Here is a 19517-nt window from a genome sequence, read left to right on the forward strand (position 1 = left end):
CATGTCTCTCATCCTTCCCAGGGGTGAGAGCCTCCATCACACCCGGAACGAAACAAACCACCCCGCTCTCGCCGTCGCCGCCCGTGACGGTGACCACGCACCCACCGTGCAGCCGACAGCACTACCGCAAGGGCCGCCCGCCTCGCCTCGTGGCCCCCGACTGCCCCGGGTGACGGCGGGTCTCGGGGACCGGCGGGTTTCAGGGACCGGTCAGGGTCTTATGCTGTATGTGACAGGAGTCAACCGACCCGCCCGTGTCGGTCACCTGTCGTGATCCCGCGACCCGGGGCTCTCCACAATCCCTCGAACCTTGGAAGCCATGTCATCCCGACGTACCGTCTCGCTCGTCACCCTCGGTTGTGCGCGCAACGAGGTCGACTCCGAAGAAATCGCCGGCCGCCTCGCCGACGGGGGCTGGGAGCTCGTCGACGGTGACGGGGCCGACGTCGTCGTGGTGAACACCTGCGGCTTCATCGAGGCCGCCAAGCAGGACTCCATCGACGCCCTCCTTGGCGCCGCCGAGGGCGGGGCCAAGGTGGTCGCCGCCGGCTGCATGGCCGAGCGCTACGGCAAGGACCTGGCCGAGGCCATGCCCGAGGCCCAGGTGCTGAGCTTCGACGACTACGGCGAGATCTCCGGCCGCCTGGACGACGTCCTGGAGGGCCGCGCGCTGGTCCCGCACGATCCGCGCGACCGGCGGACGCTGCTGCCCATCAGCCCGGCGGAGCGGCAGGACTCGGACGTGCAGGTGCCGGGGCACGGCGGGTTCGACCCGCTGCCGGAAGGGGTGGCCCCCGCGTCCGGCCCCCGGGTGCCGCGCAAGCGCCTGGCCGGAGGGCCCGTCGCGAACCTGAAGATCGCCTCCGGCTGCGACCGGCGCTGCACCTTCTGCGCCATCCCCGCCTTCCGCGGGGCCTACATCTCCCGGCGCCCCGACGACGTCGTGCGCGAGGCCGAATGGCTCGCCGGGCAGGGCGTCCGCGAGCTCTTCCTGGTCAGCGAGAACTCCACCTCCTACGGCAAGGACCTGGGGGACCTGCGGGCCCTGGAGTCGCTGCTGCCGCGCCTGGCCGGCGTCGAGGGCATCGAGCGGGTCCGGGCCAGCTACCTGCAGCCCGCCGAGGTCCGCCCCGGCCTGGTCGACGTGCTGGCCGGAACGCCCGGAGTGGCCCCCTACTTCGACCTGTCCTTCCAGCACGCGAGCGGTCCGCTGCTGCGGCGGATGCGCCGCTTCGGCGACCGGGAGCGGTTCCTGGAGCTGCTGGAGACCGTCCGCGCCAAGGCCCCCGGGGCCGGAGCCCGCTCCAACTTCATCGTCGGCTTCCCCGGCGAGACCGAGGAGGACTTCGCCGAGCTCACCGCCTTCCTGCAGGAGGCGCGGCTGGACGCGATCGGCGTCTTCGGCTACTCCGACGAGGACGGCACCGAGGCCGCCGACCTGGACGGCAAGGTGCCCGAGGAGGTCGTCGCCGAGCGCGTCGACCGCCTGAACCGGCTGGCCGAGGAGCTCATGGCGCAGCGCTCCGAGGAGCGCGTCGGCGCCCGCGTGGACGTCCTCGTCGAGACCGACCTGGGCGACGGCACCTATGAGGGCCGCTCCGCCCACCAGGCGCCCGAGGTGGACGGGAGCACCCTGGTGCGCGGCACCGGGCTCGCCCCGGGCGACATCGTGCCCGCCACCGTCGTCGAGGCCATGGGCGTGGACCTGGTCGCCGACGCCGCCGACCGTTCGGACGCCCGATGAACGCGCAGGAATCCGTGCCCGCCCCCGCACCGCCGGTCTGGAACATCGCCAACGTGCTCACCATGGTGCGGCTGGTGATGGTCCCGCTGTTCGTGGTGTTCATGTTCCTCCCGGAGACCGGGTGGCGCTACGCCGCGTTCGCGGTGTTCGTGGTGGCCGCCGTCACCGACCGCGTCGACGGCGAGCTGGCCCGGCGCCGCAACCTGGTCACCGACTTCGGCAAGATCGCCGACCCGATCGCCGACAAGGCCCTGACGGGCTCGGCCCTGGTGGTGCTGTCCCTGCTCGGCGACCTGTGGTGGTGGGTGACCATCGCCATCCTGGTGCGCGAGTTCGGCATCACCCTGCTGCGCTTCGCCGTCATCCGGTACGGGGTCATCCCCGCCAGCCGGGGCGGCAAGCTCAAGACGGTGCTCCAGGTCGTCGCCATCGCCGTCTACCTGTTCCCGCTGCCGGACCCGCTGCAGATCGTCGCGCACATCCTCATGGGCGCCGCCCTGGCGGTCACCCTGTGGACCGGCGGCGACTACGTCTTCCAGGCCTACCGGCTGCGCCGCAAGCCGCAGTCGGGGGAGCAGGGCTGACCCCGGGCGACGGGGAGCTGCGCGCGGCCGCCGAGGCCGCGCTCGCCGCCGTGGGCGCCGCCGGGGGGACGCTCGCCACCGCGGAGTCGCTGACGGGCGGCCTCATCGGCGCCTGCGTCACCGCGGTGCCCGGCGCCTCGGCCGTCTACCGGGGCGGGGTCGTCTCCTACGCCACCGGGGCCAAGTCCGGGCTCCTCGGCGTGCCCGCGGACCTGCTGGCGCGGGAGGGGGCCGTGCACCCCGACGTGGCGGCCGCGATGGCCGAGGGGGCGCGCTCCGCCCTGGCGGCCGGATTCGGCCTCGCCGTCACCGGGGTCGCCGGACCCGAGCCGCAGGACGGCAACCCGGTCGGCCGGGTGTACGCGGCGGTGGCCGTCCGCGGGGCCGCGACCAGGGTGGAGTGCTTCGATCTGGACGGCGGCCGGGACGCGGTCCGCAGGGCCACCGCGCTGCTGGCGCTGCGCGCCCTGACCAGGGCCGCCGCGCCGGATCGGCCACAATAGGCGGCCCGCGGCCGTTCAAGACGCTTCTGCCGGGGAACAAACCGACACCAAGATCGTGTTACCCCTCCAGCGAACAAGCTGGCCGCGAGGTGCGACGATCAGGCAGCGGACAGGTACGGTGTTTTCATGATGGTCGCTACCGCTGGGAGGGAGCGCGAATGATGGTCCTGCTTCGTCACCTGCTCGGTGACGTGCTACGGCGGCTTCGGCAGCGACAGGGCCGCACCCTCCGCGAGGTGTCGGCAGAGGCCCGGGTCTCCCTCGGCTATCTCTCCGAGGTCGAACGCGGGCAGAAGGAGGCCTCCTCGGAGCTGCTCTCCTCGATCTGCACGGCCCTCGGCGTCCCCCTGTCCCAAGTGCTGCGGGAGGTCGCCGACCAGCTCGCGCTCGCCGAACTGCAGGAGGCGGCGATGCTCGGCGGATCGGTCCCGGCCGAGCCCGTGCCCTCCGACGACCGCCTCGACATCGACCAGGTTCCCGACCGGGTCCCCGACGTGGTGGACATGGTCGGCGTCTGATCCCGCGCGTCCCCGACGCGACGACGGCGGCGCCCCCGACCCCTCGGGGGCGCCGCCGTCGTGCGCGCTCGGGTCAGCTCATCCAGGCGTCGGGGTCCTCGGCCAGGCGGCGGACGCCGTCGGGCAGCTTGCCGGTGGACAGGTGCTCCAGGTTCACGCTCTCCAGGATCGACCGCTCGCTGGCGCGCAGGGCGATCCACACCATCTGCAGGCTGCGGGCCGCGCCGTCGTAGTCGACGTCCTCAGGGCGCTCCCCGCGCACGTTGGCCAGAGGGCCGTCCACCGCGCGGATGATGTCGGCCAGGGAGATCTCGGCCGCCGGGCGGGCCAGCCAGTACCCGCCGACCGGGCCGCGCTGGCTGCGCACCAGGCCGGCGCGGCGCAACTGGGTGAGGATGTTCTCAAGGAATTTTCCGGGTATGGCCTGGGAACGCGCGAGCTGCTCGGCCGTCACCGGTCCGCCGCTGGCGGCGGAGAGTTCGGCTGCGGCGCGCAACGCGTAGTCGACCCGGGCAGAAAGGCGCATGCTGCGATTATGCCGTGAATCGAAGGGAGTCCGGTTCAAAGGGGCGGCGGTGTGGCGCCGCCGCGGGCGTGGTCGGGGCCATGGGGCGCCTCCAGGGGTCGTCGTCGGGACCGCGCCGACCACGGGCGCGGCAGGGCGCCGGGGCGCGGAGCGGGACGGCCGGACGGGCCTCGCGGGCCGTGCACCGGAACCGGTCCGCATTCCAGCCTAACCGAGCATCGGAGCCGGGGAGGGCCCTCGGCCTGGGCCCTCCCCGGCTCCGATGCTCCGCGGGCGGGCCAGGGGCTGGGGGAGAGGGCTCAGCGCACCGGGGCCGGGACCCCGCCCAGCAGCTCGGCCACGCTCTGGCCGTTGACCCGGGCGGCGCCGTGGCTGCGGACGTGGGTGCGGCACTCGGGGCGCCAGACCGGCAGCCCCATCTCCACGACCACCGCGTCCGGCCGCACACGGCACAGCGCCGACACGAACTCCCGGGTCGCCGGAAAGCGATGGGCGTCGCGCACCACGGCCACCAAGGGGCGCCCTGAGGCCCGGGCCAGCACCCGGGACGGGGCGTCCTCCTCGGCCGTGATCCGCTCGGTGTCCGGGAACCACGGCGCCAGGCCCCAGGGCACCTCGCCCACGGCGATGCCGGCCGGGGCGTCCAGCTCGACCACGACCGGGTCGGCCAGGTCCGCGGGGGAGAGCGGTTCCCCCACCACCTGCACGGCGCGCCGCGCCCCGTCCAGCCCAAGGTCGGAGGGGATCTGCGGGGGCGCCCCCTGCGCCGCGGTCCACCGGCGCACGGCCGCCGTCCGCTCGGCGGCCTCCTCCAGCCGCGCGGCCGGCATCCGCCCCGACCGCACCGCCTCGACGATGGCCGCGCGCACCGCCGCCACCTCGTCGGCGTAGCTGTACCGCCCCAGGCACAGCAGGTCGCACCCGGCCTCAAGGGCGCGCACCGAGGCCTCGGGCATGCCGATCGGCCGGCGCACCCCGTCCATGTCCAGGGCGTCGCTGATCACCATGCCGGTGAAGCCGAGCTCGCCGCGCAGCACCTCCACCAGGGCCCGGCGGCTGAGCGTGGCCGGGCCGTCCACCCCTAGGGCGGGCAGGGTGATGTGGGCGGTGAGCACCGCCAGCACGCCCGCCTCCACGGCCGCGCGGAACGGCCGCAGCTCCCGCTCGCGCAGCAGCTCGGCGGAGGCGTCCACGGACGGCAGGTCCAGGTGCGAGTCCAGCTCGGTGGCGCCGTGGCCGGGGAAGTGCTTGGCCGCGGCGGCCACCCCGGCCGCCTGCAGGCCCCGCACCGCCGCGGCGCCGTGCCGGGCCACCAGGGCGGCGTCGGAGCCGAACGAGCGGGTGCCGATCACCGGGTTGTCGGCGGCGGTGTTGACGTCCACCGAGGGCGCCAGGTCCACGGTCAGGCCCAGGCCGCGCAGCTCGGCGCCGAGGGCGGTGTGCACGTCCTCGGTCAGCGCGGTGTCGTCCACGGCGCCCAGGGCGGCGTTGCCCGGGTAGCCGCTCCCGGCCGCCTGCCCGATGCGGGTGACGTCGCCGCCCTCCTCGTCCAGGGAGATCAGTGGGTCCCCGCCCACATCGGCCAGGGCGCGGGTGAGCCCCTTCAGCGCCTCCGGCCCGTCCGACAGGTCGATGTTGTTGTGGAACAGGCACACCCCGGCGATCCCGTCGGCCAGGCCGTCGAGGAGCCAGCGGGGGGCGGCCGTCGACTCGAAGGGCACCAGCAGGGTGGCGTTGGCGAGGCGGTCCAGGGTCGGATCCGCAGGCATGAGGGCTCCGTTCGTTGCGGGTGCGCCGCACGCGGGCGCGCAGAGTGAGCGGGTGCGGACAGGGGAGGGCGCCCGCGCGGGAGGGGAGCCGCGCGGGCGCGGCCGGACGCGGCGGGGCTCAGCCCTTGACCGCGCCCATGGTCAGGCCGGAGACCATGCGCCGCTGCACGAAGAGGAAGAAGACCATCACCGGGATGGTCAGCAGTGTGGAGGCGGCCATGATGGCGCCCCACTCGGTCCCGGTCCGGCCGAAGTAGTAGGACAGGGTGAGCGGGAGCGTGTAGTAGTCGGTGCTGCGCCCCAGGAAGGTCAGCGCGACGATGAACTCGTTCCAGGCGGTGATGAAGGCGAAGATGCTGGCCGCCACCAGGCCCGGGGCCACCAGCGGCATCAGGATGCGCCAGAAGATCACCGCATTGGAGGCGCCGTCGATGGCGGCGGCCTCCTCCAGCTCCTTGGGGACGGCCGCGACGAACCCGCGCAGCATCATGATGGTGATCGGCAGGGCGACGGCGGTGTAGACGACGAGGATGCCGGTGAGGTTGCCGAGCATGGTGATCCCGGTGCCGTCCTGGATACGCCGGAAGTTGATGAAGATGGAGATGATCATCGCCTCCATCGGCACCATCTGGATCACCATCAGCAGGATGATGAAGGCGGTGCGCAGCCGGAAGCGGAAGCGCGCCACGGCCACCGCGGCCAGCAGCGACAGCAGCGCGGCCACGGCCACCGACCCCAGGGTGACGGTCAGGCTGTTGACCAGGAACTGCCAGAAGCTCACCCCGGGCAGCAGCTCGCCGTTGACCACCCGGTCGAAGTGCTCGGTGGTCAGGGTCCGGGGGAACACCGACTGGTCGCGGGAGAAGATCTCGCCCTGGGAGCGCACCGCGGTGGCGACCATCCAGTACACGGGGAAGACCGAGAAGAGCAGCACGGCCGTTCCGGCCAGGTACAGCCCGGCGCTGCGCAGCCGGGCGGCGGGCGAGCGCCGGCGGCGGGGCGCCCGGTCGGCGCTGCGGGCGCGGGTCGCCCGGTGGGCGCGGGTCGCGGTGGCGGTCATCGGGTCTCCCCCTGGCGGATCATGATGCGCAGGTAGTAGGCGGTGACGGCGAGGATCATCACGGTCATCACCACCGCGATGGCCGAGCCCATGCCGTAGTTCGGCGGGCTGGCGCTGAAGCCCTGCTGGTAGATGTAGTAGCTGAGCAGGTACACGGACTTGTTCTGGAAGCCGTTGGCGAGGATGTAGAGCTGGGTGAACACCCGCAGGTCCCAGATGATCTGCAGGACCATCAGCAGCGCGAACAGCGGCCGCAGCATCGGGAAGGTGACGCTCCAGAAGCTGCGCCAGGGCCCGGCGCCGTCCACCCGGGCGGCCTCGTACAGCTCCGAGGGGATGCTCTTCAGCCCGGCCAGCACCGAGACCGCGATGAACGGGAACGACTGCCAGACGATCACCAGGATCAGCACGCTGAACAGCGGAACCGGTTCGAGGAACCAGTTGTACTCCCGCCAGCCCGAGCCCACCAGCCAGTCGGGCAGCGCGTCCAGGGCGACGTTGACCAGGCCCCGGTCGGGCATGAACAGCCAGCGGAAGATCAGCGAGGCGCTGATGGCGGGGGTGGCCCAGGCGAGCATCATGCCGACCGCCACGACGGCGGAGAACCACTTGGGCAGCTTGTTCAGCAGGATGCCCACCAGGGTGCCCAGCCCCATGGTGACGCCGACCATCAGGACGGTCACCACCACGGTGTTGCGCAGGATGGTCCAGAACTCCGGGTCCGACAGCAGCCGCCCGTAGTACTCCAGCCCCTTGAACTCGGGGGCGGGCGCGTTCGGCAGCAGGTGGCGGGTGGTGAACCCGTGCACCGAGTACCAGACCATCTGCACGATCGGCCAGAGCAGCACGACGGCGAGGATGACCAGGGTCGGGGCGATGAGCAGGTAGGGCGCGCCGATCCTGAGGCGCGGGCCGCGGCGGGGCCCGGCCCCGGGGCGGGGCTCGGGCTCAGGCGCCCGGTCGTCGGGCGGCGCCGTTTTCACGGTCTGGGCCATGGCGGGACTTCTCGATTCGACGGTGGCGTGGGGGGCCGGTGCGGTGGGATCCGGGGCAGTGGGGCGCGGGGCGGCGGGGCGGCCGTGAGGGGCGGCGGCCGCCCCGCCTGTGGGTGGGCCCGTCGGGGCCGGGGTGCTACTCCACTTCCTCGTTGAGGGTCTCGGTCAGGTCCTTGTTGGCCTGTTCCATGACCTCGTCCACGTCGCCGCCCTGGACGATCTCCAGCACCGCCGAGGGCAGGATCGCCTGGTCCTGGTCGGCGGCGTTCCAGCGCGGGGTGGCCGGGAAGAACTCGGTGTGCTCCATCTGCTGGGCGCCCGCGGCCTTGACAGGGTCCTCCTGGTAGGCCGGGTCGTTCAGCAGCTCGGGGTAGGCCGGGAAGTAGCCGGCGGCGTCGGCGTAGCCCTTGCCGCCCTCCTTGTCGCCCATCACCTTGAGCAGCTCGGTGGCGTGCTCGGGGTACTCGGTGGTGGAGAAGACGGTCAGGGCCGAGCCGCCCGCGAAGGCCGGGGCGATGCCCTCGGCGCCGGGCATGGGGGCGGCGGAGATCTCCTCCAGCAGGGCCGGGTCCTCGGCCTGCTCCTCCATCTGGCCCATGGCCCAGCTGCCGTCGATGTACATGCCGAGCTCGCCGTTGGCCATGTCGGCCAGCGGGACCAGCTCGTTCTCACCGACGTAGGACTGCGGCGAGATCTCCTCCTCGGAGGTGAGCCCGGCGTAGAACTCGACGGCCTCCTTGGCCTCGGCGCTGGTGAGCTGCCCCTGCCACTCGCCGCCCTCCTGGGTGGCGATCTCTCCGCCGTTGCTCCAGATGAAGCTGGCGATGCCGTTGGTGAAGTCGGTGGGCGCGGCGAAGCCGGGAACGCCCTGCTCCTCCTCGATGGCGGTGGAGACCTCGACGAGCTCGTCCCAGGTCGCCGGGGGCTCCATGTCCATGTCGCTCAGCCAGTCCGAGCGGTAGTAGAGGGTGCGCACACCGGCGAACCACGGGATGCCGTACTGGGCGCCGTCGTACTGGCCGTACTCCAGGGCGCCCTGGTCCAGGTCGCCGGTGGCCCCCCAGTCGGCGATGTGCTCGTCCAGCGCGAGCAGCGCGCCCTGCTGGGCCCAGTTGGAGGTCTGGTCGTTGCCGACCTCCAGGACGTCCGGGGCGTCGCCTCCGGCCATCGCGTTGGTGATGGACTCCTGGGCGTCCTCCCAGGGGACGAACTCCACCTCGACGGTGGTGTCGGGGTAGGTCTCCTGGTAGCGCTTCTCGATGCCGTCGAAGTACTCGACGAGGGGGTCCTGGGCGGTGCCCATGACCCACACGGTCAGGCTGTCGGGCGCGCCGGCGGGGTCGGCGCCCCCGCCGCCGCCCCCTCCGCCGCAGGCGGCCGCGAGGAGAACAACCGCCGGAACGGCTGCGATCTTCGGGAATCTCACTCGTACTCTCCCTTCACGCGTCGCCACGCGCGCGACGTGCGTCGAAGAAGACGCCCCCGGTCATCTTTGGGTCGGCTACGAACGCTGTGCGGGCTTCGTCCTGAGTGCAAGCTGGTATAGCTCTGGTACGCCGTTCGGTCGCGCCCCGCTCCCGGCCCTCGGCGGTCCCGGGGACGGGGCGTGAACGAGACCTGGTTCACGTTGGCGATAAACTAACAGGAAACTTTCTTAACTAATAGGGATGGGGGTGTCACGGTTATGTCTCGACGCCCGGGGACCCCGCGGCTGCTGCGCCAGCTCAACGACCGTGCCGCGCTGGAGCTCCTCCTGACGTCGGGGCCGCTGACGCGCACCCAGCTCGGGCGGGAGACGGGGCTGTCCAAGGTGACCGCCTCGCAGCTGCTCTCCCGCCTGGAGGAGCGCGGCCTGGTGCGGGTCGCGGGGAGCAAGGCCGGCGGCCGCGGACCCAACGCCGCGCTGTACGAGGCGGTGCCCTCCGCCGCCTACGCGGTGGCGCTGGAGGTGGGGGCCGCCGAGGCCACCGCCGCCGTCGCCGACATCACCGGCACGGTGGTGGAACAGGGAAGCGTCGACCCCTCGACCGCCTCCGACCCCGTGGGGGCGGTGTGCGGCCTGGTGGCCAAGCTCGTGGAGAGCGCGGGCGTGCCGCCCGAGCGGCTCAACGCCTGCGTCATCGGCACCCCGGGCGTGGTCGACCCGCGCACCGGGGCCGTGCGCTTCTCCTTCGACCTGCACGCCTGGCTGGAAGGGGTGTTCGACGCGCTCGGCACCGAGCTGGGGCGGCCGGTGCTGATCGAGAACGACGTCAACCTGGCCGCGATGGCCGAGCACGCCGAGGGGGCGGCCCGCGACGAGCGGGACTTCGCGCTGATGTGGCTGTCCGGCGGCGTTGGCATGGCGATCATGCTGGACGGGCGGATCCGCAGCGGCCGCTCGGGCGGCGCGGGCGAGATCGGCTACCTCCCGGTGCCCGGCGCCCCGCTCCCGCGCGAGGTGGGGCGGCCCGGCGGGTTCGCGTCGCTGCGCCTGCAGGACGGCGGCATCGACCACGGGTTCCAGTCGCTGGTCGGCGGCCGCGAGATCGTGGCGCTGGCGGGTGAGCACGGCATCACCGGCGCGGACTCCGGTGCCGGCGCCGCCGAGGTGATAGCGGCGGCCCGCGCGTCGGCGGCCGAGGAGCCGGAGGGGACCGGCGCGGCCTTCCTGGACGAGCTGGCCGACCGCATCGCCCGGGGCGTGGCGTCGGTGTGCGTGGTGCTGGACCCGGGGCTGGTGGTCCTGGGCGGGGAGGTGGCCCGCGCGGGCGGCGAGGAGCTGGCCCGCCGCGTCGCCGAGTCGGTCCCCGCGATCGGCCCGAACGCGCCGGAGGTGGGCGTCGGCCGGGTGGAGGAGCCCGTGCTGCGCGGGGCGCTGCTGCTGGCCTTGGAGAACGCCCGAGAGGAGCTGTACGCCGCGGTCGCCGAATGAACCCCCGCCCGTCGGCCTCGGGCCGGGCCGATCGGGGGAGGGGGACCACGCGCCGGGGGCGGGGCGACCGGGCCGCCCGGGACGCGCCCTGGCCTCGCGTGTCCACCAGCACCCGGCGGCGCCCCGGTGTCACGGCCCCCGCAACACCATCACCGAGACGATGAAGGACTTCGGCCCACCAGCACCCGGCCGCGCCCCGGTGTCACGGCCCCTGCCCCGGCCGCACTCCCCCATCAGCGATCAGCACGCCGCCGCGGTAACAGCGCCGATCCCCGAGACCGCCACGGGACGCGCGGGCTCGTGCGTGTGATGCTGGTCCGGGCGGTTGCCTGAGCCGTGAACCCCGTGCACGCCATGGAGGCGGGAATCCCTCCGCCTTCCGGCAGGGGAGCCTTCAAACCCAGGTGTAGGAGACGCCGGTCAGCTTCTCCGACCGGGACCACAGGTCGGCGGCCGCCCCGCTGTCGCGGGCGGCGGTGCTCCGGCCGCAGAAGCGCGGGCCGCCGCGAAGGCCGAAGAAGCCCCTCGGCCCGACGTAGGCCCCGCCCCGCACCCCCGGGTCGACGGCCGCCCGCACGCTGGCCAGGGCGCCGCCGAGGTCCGAGTGGCCGATGGTGCCCGCGCCCCGCGCGAGCAGGGCCCCGAGACCGGCCCGTCCCTCCAGCGACGGGCCGACGGCGGCCAGGTCGGTCGCGGCCATGCCCGGGTGGGCCGCCGCCGACAGCAGCGGGGCGCCGGCGTGCTCGGCCCGCCGGTGCAGCTCGGCGCTGAACAGCAGGTTGGCCAGCTTGGAGCGGGCGTAGGCGGACCACCGGCCGTAACGGTCCGGTCCGTCGCCGTCCGGCCGGTGGGCGCCGCCGAAGCGGGGGCGGCCGACCCGGTGCAGCTCGCTGCTGACGGTCACCACGCGCGGTGCGCCGGAGGCGAGCAGGCGCGGCAGCAGCAGGCCGGTGAGGGCGAAGTGGCCCAGGTGGTTGGTGCCGAACTGCATCTCGAAGCCGTCGGCGGTGGTGCGGTAGGGCAGCGCCATCACCCCGGCGTTGTTCACCAGCAGGTCGATCCGGTCGGCGGGCGGCTTGTCGGCGAAGGCGCGCACCGACGCCAGGTCGGCCAGGTCGAGCGGGGCGAGTCCGGCGTCGGCGCCGGGCACCTCGGCCAGGAGGCGTTCGAGGGCGCGTCCGCCCCGCTCGGGGCTGCGGCAGGCCAGGACGGTGCGCGCGCCGAGGTGGGCGAGCAGCCGCGCGGTCTGGAAGCCGATCCCGCTATTGGCGCCGGTGACCACGGCCACCCGCCCGTCCAGCCGCGGCGCGTCCGTGGGGCGCCAGGGGGTGTCCCCCATCGGGTCCTCCGCTCGTCGGTGGGGCGTGTGCGACAGAACGCTACAAGCGGCATCGAGCCAATGGAAGATGTCACATTCGGTCGCGCCCTCGGCGTGCCCGCCGCGGTCGAGTCCCTGGGCCCTGGCGAAGACCCTGGGGCGCGGCGACGCGGCTAACGCCGGTCCAGGGGGCGCCGCATGGCGATGCGCGGGGCGACGAGGATCCCCGCCTCCTCCTCGGTCCGCCACTGGTCGGCCAGGGCGGGGCCCCACGCCTGGCGGGGCAGCTCGGAGAAGCCCCGGCGCGCGTACCAGGGGGCGTTCCACGCCAGGTCGCGGAACGTGGTCAGGGTAAGGGCGCCGAACCCTGCGTCCCGGGCGCGGGTGCAGGCGGCTTCCAAGAGGGCCCCGCCGATCCCGCGCCGCCCGAGGCCGGGGTGGACGGCGATCTGCTCCAGGTGGGCGGCCTCGTCCAGCTCGATCAGGGCGGCGAGCCCCGCGACCTCGCGTTCCCGTCCGTCCCGGCCCCCGGCGCCGGGGGTTTCGGCGACCAGTACCGCCCCGAACCGTTCGGCCGCCCGCCGAGTCCCGTCGGCCTGAAGCGGGCCCAGGACATGGTCGAGGAGTTCACGGGGGTCGTCCGGGGGCAGCACGATCCCGGCGTCGGCGAACATCCCGTCCGCCGCAAGGCTGACCTCGACGACCCGGGGGAGGTCGGTCTCACGCATATCGCGCACGACGGGGGAGGGCGGCGAGGGCGGGGTGGCCACGGTGGTCGGCTCCTTGCGCGGTGGGCTGTATCGGACCACGCCATGATCCCGGGCGGGGGCGACAGGGGCACGCGGTTCTCCTCGGTTCCGCTTTTCTCGGTTCCGCCGCCAGTTCCAACCCCATCGGAGCAGGTACCCCGCTCACGGCCCTACCCGTCCGACAGGCCGCCGGGGTGCAGGGCGGATGGCGGCGGCGAGGGAGGCGGGCGGCCCCTGCGGCGGCGCTGTCGGCCCTCGCCTGGCAGCGCTGCAGGTCAGGGTGTCACCCCTCTCCGGGAGGCCACGAGGCCGCCGTCTACCTCAGCCGCAGCCCTTTCGGGGTCGGGTGGAAACCCGCGTTCTTCAGGGCCGGTTCCAACGGCGTCCCGAACACCTCGCCTCCGTCCGCGCGTTCCACGGTCAGGGACGCCAGGCCGCCCTTGCGGACCGCCTCGGCCAGGGCCGACGCCGCTCTCTCCAGGGCCGCCTCCCCGGAACCGAAGGTCACCGCCGACTTCCCGCCGCGCTCCAGGTACAGCGTCGGCGCCCCGTCGTCCAGGACCACCATCGCCCCCGCCTTCCTCGACGGGCGGCCGCCCTCGCTGTCCGGCCACGCAAGCGCGGCGCCGTACGGATTCGCCGGGTCGGCCGCCGCCAGGACGCGTGGGGATCCGTCCCCGGGAGGCGAGGCGGAGGCCCCGCGCGGCGTCCCGGAGTCCCCGCTCGAAGCTCCGGAGCCCTCGGAGCCCCCTGCGTCCCCGGTGAACGAACGCAGCCGGTCCACCGCCCCGGGCGGGGCGAACTGGGCCGCGCCCAACCCCTCCACGAAGTACCCGCGCCGCGCCTTGCCCGCCTCCTCGATGCCCCGCAGCACCGGGTACACCGCGCTGAACCCGCCGCCCGACCGCTCCCCCGTGCGCCGCCGCACCTGCTCGGCCACCACCGGGCCGCGCGTCACCACCCCGTACCGGTCCAGCAGCGCCGTCGCCGCCGCCAGCCCCCGCCTGGTCGCGTCCGCCTCCCGCTCCGGCAGTCGCCACCAGCGTCCCGCCACCGTCGGCGGCCCCATCCGGCTGGGCATCACCGGCCGCCGCGACCGCCTCCGGTGCGCCGGCGAACCCCCGGAGCCTGTGCGGCCTGAGCCTCCCGCGCCCAGAAGCGCGCGCAACGGCCCCAGGGTGTCGTTGCCCAAGCGCCCCGCCCACACCAGGTCCCACACCGCCGCCACCAGCGCGGCGTCGGAGACCGCCGCGGTCCCCAGCGCGCGCTGGGCCCGGTCGGCGATGTCCCGGAAGAACAGCGCGCCGCCGCCGTCCAGCGCCTCCGCCACGGTGTCGTGCAGCGGCGACCCTTCCACGTCCGCCGGGTCGGGCAGCAGATCCGGCGCGTCCTCGGCCGGGACCAGGCACACCCACCCGTCCTTGCCGCCGATCGGGCCCACGCCCGCCCACACCACCTCGCCCGCAAGGGTCAGCTCGTCCAGCATCGACGGCGTGTACCCGTGTACGCGCGCCGGGAGCACCAGGGTCTCCAGCGCGGACGCCGGAACCGGGCACCCGCGCAGCGACTCCACCGCCTCGAACACCGCGTCCGGTCCCCTCAGCGGCGACGACACGTGCTGCCACGCCGGGAGGAACCGCCCCAGCGCGCGCTGCGGCACCGGCTCGGCCTCCTTGCGGAGCCGCAGCACCGACCCCTTGCGCAGGCGGCGCAGCACACCCGTGTCGCACCATTCGCTCCCGCCGCCGCCCGGCCGGAAGCCGCCCTCGACCACTCGGCCCTCGCCCGCCAGCCGCCGCAGCACCTCGCGCACCGCCGCCGGCCCCAGGCCGAAGCGGTGCGCCGCGTCCTCGGCGGTGAACGGCCCGTGCGTCCGCGCGAACCGGGACAGCAGATCGCCGAGCGGGTCCTCGACCGGCCGGGTGAACGCGGCGGCGGTGTCGGGGAAGGGAGAGTCGGCCCCCAGCTCCAACCAGTCGGGCAGCGCCGTTCCCAGGCCGTCGCGCAGGCGCGCCGCGTCCTCCACGGCCGCCCACCGCTCCTGACCGGCCACCCGGACCCGGATCGCCCTCCGCGCCTCCTCCAACCCCTCCAGCCACGTGGCCCGCGCCCCGCGCTCGGCCGCCTCCGCCCCGGTGAGCGGCCCCAGCTCGCGAAGCAGGTCGGCGGCGCCCTCGGGCCCGCGCCCGTCCACCCGCCGCTCGGGGGTGAGCCGCTGCAGCGCCGCCTCCACGTCGGAGATCACCCCGGCGTCCAGCAGCTCCCGCAGGTCGGCCCGGCCCAGCAGTTCGGCCAGCAGCGCCGAGTCCAGGGTGAGCGCCTGCGCGCGCAGCTCCGCCAGCGGCGCGTCGCCCTCGTACAGGAACGCCGCCGTGTACCCGATCAGCAGCGACTGCGCGAAGGGGGAGGCGCGCGGCGTCTCCACCTCCACCACGCGCACCCGCCGCTCCCGCATGTCGCCCATCAGCGCGGCCAGCCCCGGCACGTCGAACACGTCCCGCAGGCACTCGCGCACCGCCTCCAGCACGATGGGGAACGACCCGTACCGCCCGGCCACCGACAACAGCTGCGCCGAGCGCTGCCGCTGCTGCCACAGCGGCATCCGGTGCCCCGGCCTGCGGCGCGGCAGCAGCAGGGACCGCGCCGCGCACTCCCGGAACCGGGCCGCGAACAGCGCCGAGCCGCCCAGCTCGGCCGCCACCGCGTCCTCGGCCTCCTCCGGCGGCAGGTACAGCAGGTCGGCGATGCGCAGCCGCTCGGCGTCGTCCACGTCCGGCAGCCGCAGCACGATCCCGTCGTCGCCGTGCACCACCTGGGCGTCCAGCCCGTAGCGCTCGCGGATCCGGGCGCCCAGCGCCAGCGCCCACGCCCCGTGCACCCGGGCCCCCAGCGGCGAGTGCACCACCACCCGCCAGTCGCCCAGCTCGTCCCGGAAACGCTCGACCACCACCGTGCGGTCGTCGGGCACCGCCCCGGTCGCCTCCCGCTGCTCCTCCAGGTACGCGGCGAGGTTGTCGGCCGCCCACGCGTCGAGCCCCAGCCCGCGGGCGCGCTCGCGGGACCCCTCCGGCCCGGCCTCACCGAGCTCCCGGGCGAGCGCGCCGATGGCCCGCCCCAGCTCCGGCGGGCGCCCCGCCGCGTCGGCCTTCCAGAACGGCAGCCGGCCCGGGCGGCCCGGGGCGGGCGCCACCAGCACCCGGTCGGCGTCGATCGACTCGATCCGCCAGGCCGTGGCGCCCAGCACGAACACGTCGCCGACCCGCGACTCGTACACCATCTCCTCGTCCAGCTCGCCCACCCGGGTGGGCCCCGACCCGGCCGCCCCCGCCAGGTGCACCGCGTAGGTGCCCCGGTCGGGGATGGTGCCGCCGCTGGTGACCGCCAGCCGTTGGGCCCCCGGCCGCCCGGACACCGTGCCCTCCTCCCGGTCCCACACCAGGCGCGGGCGCAGGTCGGCGAACTCGTCGGAGGGGTAGCGCCCGGAGAGCATGTCCAGCACGCCGGTGAGGGCCGAGTCGGGCAGCGCGGCGAACGGGGCGGCCCGCCGCACCACGGAGGCCAGGTCCTCCACCCGCCACGCGTCCATCGACGCCATCGCCACGATCTGCTGGGCGAGCACGTCCAGCGGGTTGGCGGGCACCGCCAGCTCCTCGATGGCCCCGGCGCGCATCCGCTCGGCCACCACCGCCGACGCCAGCAGGTCGCCCCGGTACTTCGGGAACACCACCCCGCGCGACACCTCGCCGACGCGGTGCCCCGCGCGTCCGACCCGCTGCAGCCCCCCGGCCACCGACGGCGGCGACTCCACTTGCACCACCAGGTCCACCGCGCCCATGTCGATGCCCAGCTCCAGGCTGGAGGTGGCCACCACGCACGGCAGCCGCCCCTCCTTCAGGTCGGCCTCGATGGCGGCGCGCTCCTCCTTGGAGACCGACCCGTGGTGGGCGCGCGCCACGACCCGCTCCGCGCCCCGGCTCGGCCCGGACGGCCCCAGCACCTCGGAGGGGACCGCCTCCGGCGGCAGCTCCCCGTGGGCCCGCTCGGTCGCCAGCTCGTTCAGCCGGGCGCACAGCCGCTCGGCGACGCGGCGCGAGTTGGTGAAGACGATGGACGAGCGGTGCCCCTCCACCAGGTCGAGCACCCGCTCCTCGACGTGCGGCCAGAGGGAGGTGCGGGCCTTGGCGTCGGCCTCGGCGGTGCCTCCCGTGCGCCCCGGCGCCCCCGAGGCGGCCAGGTCGGCCATGTCCTCCACCGGAACGGTGATGCTCAGGTCCAGCCGGGGCGCCGACGGCGGCGCGACCACGGCGGCCGGACGCGCGCCGCCCAGGAAGGCGGCCACGGTCTCGTGCGGGCGCACGGTCGCCGACAGCCCGATGCGCTGTGCCCGCCGTCCCAGCAGCGCGTCCAGCCGCTCCAGGGTCAGGGCCAGGTGCGCGCCGCGCTTGGTCCCGGCCACGGCGTGCACCTCGTCCACGATGACCGTCTCCACGCCGGCCAGCCCCGCGCGCGCCTGCGAGGTCAGCACCAGGAACAGTGACTCGGGCGTGGTGATGAGGATGTCCGGGGGAGCGGCGGCCAGGCCGCGCCGCTCGCTCTGCGGGGTGTCCCCGGTGCGCATGCCGACCCGGATGTCCGGCACCTCGGCGCCGGACCGCTCGGCCTCGCGCCGGATGCCCGACAAGGGGGCGCGCAGGTTGCGCTCGATGTCGGCCGCGAGCGCCTTGAGCGGCGACACGTACAGCACCCGGCAGCGTCCGGCGGGCTCCTCGGGCGGGGGAGCGGTGGTGAGCCGGTCCAGCGACCAGAGGAACGCCGCGAGCGTCTTGCCCGACCCGGTCGGGGCGACCAGCAGGGTGTCGCCGCCCTTCTCGATCTGGGCCCAGGCGCCCTCCTGGGCCGGGGTCGCCCCGTCGGGGAAGGCGGACCGGAACCAGGCGCGGGTCGCGGGCGAGAACCTTTCGACCGGGTCGTATGCCATGCCCCAAGTGTGCAACGCGGCCACGACGGTTCTCCGGAGGCGGGCGGAAGCCCGCGACGATCTCGACGGAAGTGCTGTCAAAATCGCCGGTCGGGCAGCACTTCCGTCGAGATCGTCGCCGAGGTGTGCATCCGGGGATGTACACGGGTTCGGTCCCGTAGGCCGACGCGTCGCCCGACGCCTGGTCCGTACGGTCATCCGCGAGACCGACACCGGAAGCGCGGATCGCGCGGAACAGAACGGACGATGAGGATGAGAATCGTTGGGGCCGCACTGCTCGGCCTGTTCGGTGGATGGGTCGTCGGCTTCGCCGTGTCGGCGCTGGTGCACATCCCGATGGGGCTGCTCGGGGTGTCCGACGCGACGCCGTGGGTGGTCGCCGTGGGGCTTCTGCCCTACCTCTTGGCGGTGGTCGGCCTGGTGGCCGTCCCGATCATCGTGGTGCGCAGGGGGCGCGAGGACCCGGAAGGAGAGGGGTGAGACGGGCGGCGCGGCGCACGTCCGGGACACGGCCCGCGTCGCACGGCCCGAGGAACCGAAGGCGGCCGATGAACCGAAGCGGTCCGATGAGGCGACCGGATAACGCCTTGTCCGGCGCGGGGCCCCCGGCATAGGCTGCATCCATGACCTGGCGATGTTGACCTTCACCCGTGGCCCGGATGGCGCGCAGCCTCTACCCGCACGCCTTCCTGGTCGACCTCATCCCCCTCTACCCGCTGTACGCGCTTCTCTTCGCCGACAGCGGCCTCTCCGCCACGCAGATCTCCAGCCTGCTGATCCTCTGGTCGTTCACGGCCTTCGTCCTGGAGATCCCCTCCGGCGTGCTCGCCGACCTCGTTCCGCGGCGGTTCCTGCTCACGGCGGCCCCGCTGCTCTCGGCCGCCGGTTTCGCGCTGTGGACGTTCTTCCCCGTCTACCCCGCCTTCGCCGCGGGGTTCATGCTCTGGGGAACCGGGGAGGCGATCACCTCGGGCACCCGTCAAGCGCTCGTCTACGACGAGCTCGACCGGGCCGGGGCCGCCTCCGCCTATGCCCGCCTCATCGGACGCTCCCGCGCGCTGGGAACGATCGCCGTGGTCACGGCCACCGCCGCCGCGGCACCCCTGCTGGCGCACGGCGGATACACGGCCGTGGGGACGGTGAGCATCGCGGCCGCGCTCGCGGCGGCGCCCATCGGGTACTCGTTCCCCGAAGGACCCCGTCCCCGTAAGGGCGGCACGGGCACCGGTCGGCAGGTGAAGACCGCCGGGGAGCGGAAGGGTGCGTTCCAGTGGCTCGGCCCCCACCTCCACGTGATGCGCACCGCCCTGTCCGAGGTCCGCCACGCCCCCGGAGCGCGCCCGGCGCTGTTCGCCGTCGCGATGCTCATGGGCCTGTACGCCCTTGAGGAGTACCTGCCGTTCCTGGTGCTCTCGTTCGCCGGTGACGCCGCACTCGTCCCGCTCCTCCTCGTCCCCTCGGCCGTCGCCGCCGCTGCGGGCGAAGGCCTGGCCGGGCGCGGCGGCCGCCGCGCCGCTCCTCTGGCGGCCGCCGGAGCCCTGCTGTTGGCCGTCGGCGCGCTCGTCGGCCACATGCCGGGGATTCTCCTGGTGTCGGCCGCCTTCGGCGTGTTCGCGTGGGCCTCGGTCATCGCGGAGACGCGCCTGCAGGACGCCGTGTCCGGTGATGCGCGGGCCACGGTGGTGTCGATGTCGGGCTTCGGAGCCGAGGGCGTCGCGATCGCGACCTTCGCGGCCTACGGCCTCGGTTCGGGGTTCGCCGGACCCGGGGCGCTGTTCGCCGCCGCGTCCCTCGGGTTCCTTGCCGTGGTCCCGGCTCTGCGCCGACGCGCGCGCGGTCCCCGTTCAGAGCGATACTGA

At 74.5% G+C, this 19517-nt stretch carries 15 protein-coding genes; 7 read left to right on the top strand and 8 right to left on the bottom strand.

Going from position 1 to position 19517, the window contains the following annotated elements; all coding sequences use genetic code 11:
* Window positions 1-319: 319 nt before the first annotated feature.
* From rimO to O4U47_RS00020, 4 genes are all read left to right on the top strand, one after another.
* Window positions 320-1744, top strand: a complete 1425-nt coding sequence (rimO, locus tag O4U47_RS00005) for a 30S ribosomal protein S12 methylthiotransferase RimO (protein ID WP_270674681.1) — start codon at window positions 320-322, stop codon at window positions 1742-1744.
* Window positions 1741-2328, top strand: a complete 588-nt coding sequence (gene pgsA, locus O4U47_RS00010; RefSeq protein ID WP_270674687.1) for a CDP-diacylglycerol--glycerol-3-phosphate 3-phosphatidyltransferase — start codon at window positions 1741-1743, stop codon at window positions 2326-2328. Before rimO ends, pgsA begins: the two co-directional genes overlap by 4 nt.
* Window positions 2325-2831, top strand: coding sequence for a CinA family protein (locus O4U47_RS00015; protein WP_408638907.1), 507 nt, complete (start codon window positions 2325-2327; stop codon window positions 2829-2831). Before pgsA ends, O4U47_RS00015 begins: the two co-directional genes overlap by 4 nt.
* A gap of 158 nt (window positions 2832-2989) precedes the next feature.
* Window positions 2990-3349 (top strand): helix-turn-helix domain-containing protein, encoded by a 360-nt coding sequence (locus O4U47_RS00020; RefSeq protein WP_270674690.1) that lies wholly within the window; start codon window positions 2990-2992, stop codon window positions 3347-3349.
* A gap of 73 nt (window positions 3350-3422) precedes the next feature.
* Here the strand turns inward: O4U47_RS00020 and O4U47_RS00025 are convergent, their stop codons facing one another.
* The 5 genes from O4U47_RS00025 to O4U47_RS00045 all read right to left on the bottom strand — a co-directional run bounded on the left by O4U47_RS00025 (window position 3423) and on the right by O4U47_RS00045 (window position 9125).
* Window positions 3423-3875, bottom strand: a complete 453-nt coding sequence (locus tag O4U47_RS00025) for an RrF2 family transcriptional regulator (protein WP_270674693.1) — start codon at window positions 3873-3875, stop codon at window positions 3423-3425.
* A gap of 299 nt (window positions 3876-4174) precedes the next feature.
* The gene (locus O4U47_RS00030; protein ID WP_270674703.1) at window positions 4175-5644 is read right to left on the bottom strand and encodes a glycoside hydrolase family 3 protein; all 1470 of its coding nucleotides are present in this window, start codon (window positions 5642-5644) and stop codon (window positions 4175-4177) included.
* A gap of 118 nt (window positions 5645-5762) precedes the next feature.
* On the bottom strand, window positions 5763-6704 hold the full coding sequence (locus O4U47_RS00035; RefSeq protein WP_270674704.1) for a carbohydrate ABC transporter permease: 942 nt from the start codon (window positions 6702-6704) through the stop codon (window positions 5763-5765).
* Window positions 6701-7699, bottom strand: a complete 999-nt coding sequence (locus O4U47_RS00040; RefSeq protein ID WP_270674706.1) for a carbohydrate ABC transporter permease — start codon at window positions 7697-7699, stop codon at window positions 6701-6703. The genes O4U47_RS00035 and O4U47_RS00040 overlap by 4 nt, the downstream gene beginning before the upstream one ends.
* Before the next feature lie 136 nt (window positions 7700-7835).
* On the bottom strand, window positions 7836-9125 hold the full coding sequence (locus O4U47_RS00045; RefSeq protein ID WP_270674708.1) for an extracellular solute-binding protein: 1290 nt from the start codon (window positions 9123-9125) through the stop codon (window positions 7836-7838).
* A gap of 258 nt (window positions 9126-9383) precedes the next feature.
* Between O4U47_RS00045 and O4U47_RS00050 the strand changes: the two genes are divergently transcribed.
* Window positions 9384-10613 (top strand): ROK family transcriptional regulator, encoded by a 1230-nt coding sequence (locus O4U47_RS00050; protein ID WP_270674711.1) that lies wholly within the window; start codon window positions 9384-9386, stop codon window positions 10611-10613.
* A gap of 394 nt (window positions 10614-11007) precedes the next feature.
* Here the strand turns inward: O4U47_RS00050 and O4U47_RS00055 are convergent, their stop codons facing one another.
* The 3 genes from O4U47_RS00055 to O4U47_RS00065 all read right to left on the bottom strand — a co-directional run bounded on the left by O4U47_RS00055 (window position 11008) and on the right by O4U47_RS00065 (window position 17658).
* Window positions 11008-11952: an oxidoreductase gene (locus O4U47_RS00055; protein ID WP_270674714.1), complete on the bottom strand. Its 945-nt coding sequence runs from the start codon at window positions 11950-11952 to the stop codon at window positions 11008-11010.
* Window positions 11953-12104: 152 nt separating this feature from the next.
* Complete coding sequence (locus O4U47_RS00060) at window positions 12105-12659, bottom strand: GNAT family N-acetyltransferase (RefSeq protein ID WP_270675277.1); 555 nt, start codon at window positions 12657-12659, stop codon at window positions 12105-12107.
* A gap of 337 nt (window positions 12660-12996) precedes the next feature.
* Window positions 12997-17658 carry an ATP-dependent helicase gene (locus O4U47_RS00065; protein WP_270674716.1) on the bottom strand — a complete coding sequence of 1554 codons (4662 nt, stop codon included), beginning with the start codon at window positions 17656-17658 and terminating at the stop codon, window positions 12997-12999.
* 252 nt (window positions 17659-17910) lie between these two features.
* On the opposite strand from O4U47_RS00065, the gene O4U47_RS00070 reads away from it, so the two are divergent.
* Window positions 17911-18138, top strand: a complete 228-nt coding sequence (locus O4U47_RS00070; protein ID WP_270674718.1) for a DUF5957 family protein — start codon at window positions 17911-17913, stop codon at window positions 18136-18138.
* Between the two features lie 179 nt (window positions 18139-18317).
* Window positions 18318-19517: an MFS transporter gene (locus O4U47_RS00075; protein ID WP_270674720.1), complete on the top strand. Its 1200-nt coding sequence runs from the start codon at window positions 18318-18320 to the stop codon at window positions 19515-19517.

Origin of the sequence: Nocardiopsis suaedae (genome assembly GCF_027706745.1) — a bacterium.
In the GTDB taxonomy this organism is placed as follows: domain Bacteria; phylum Actinomycetota; class Actinomycetes; order Streptosporangiales; family Streptosporangiaceae; genus Nocardiopsis_A; species Nocardiopsis_A suaedae.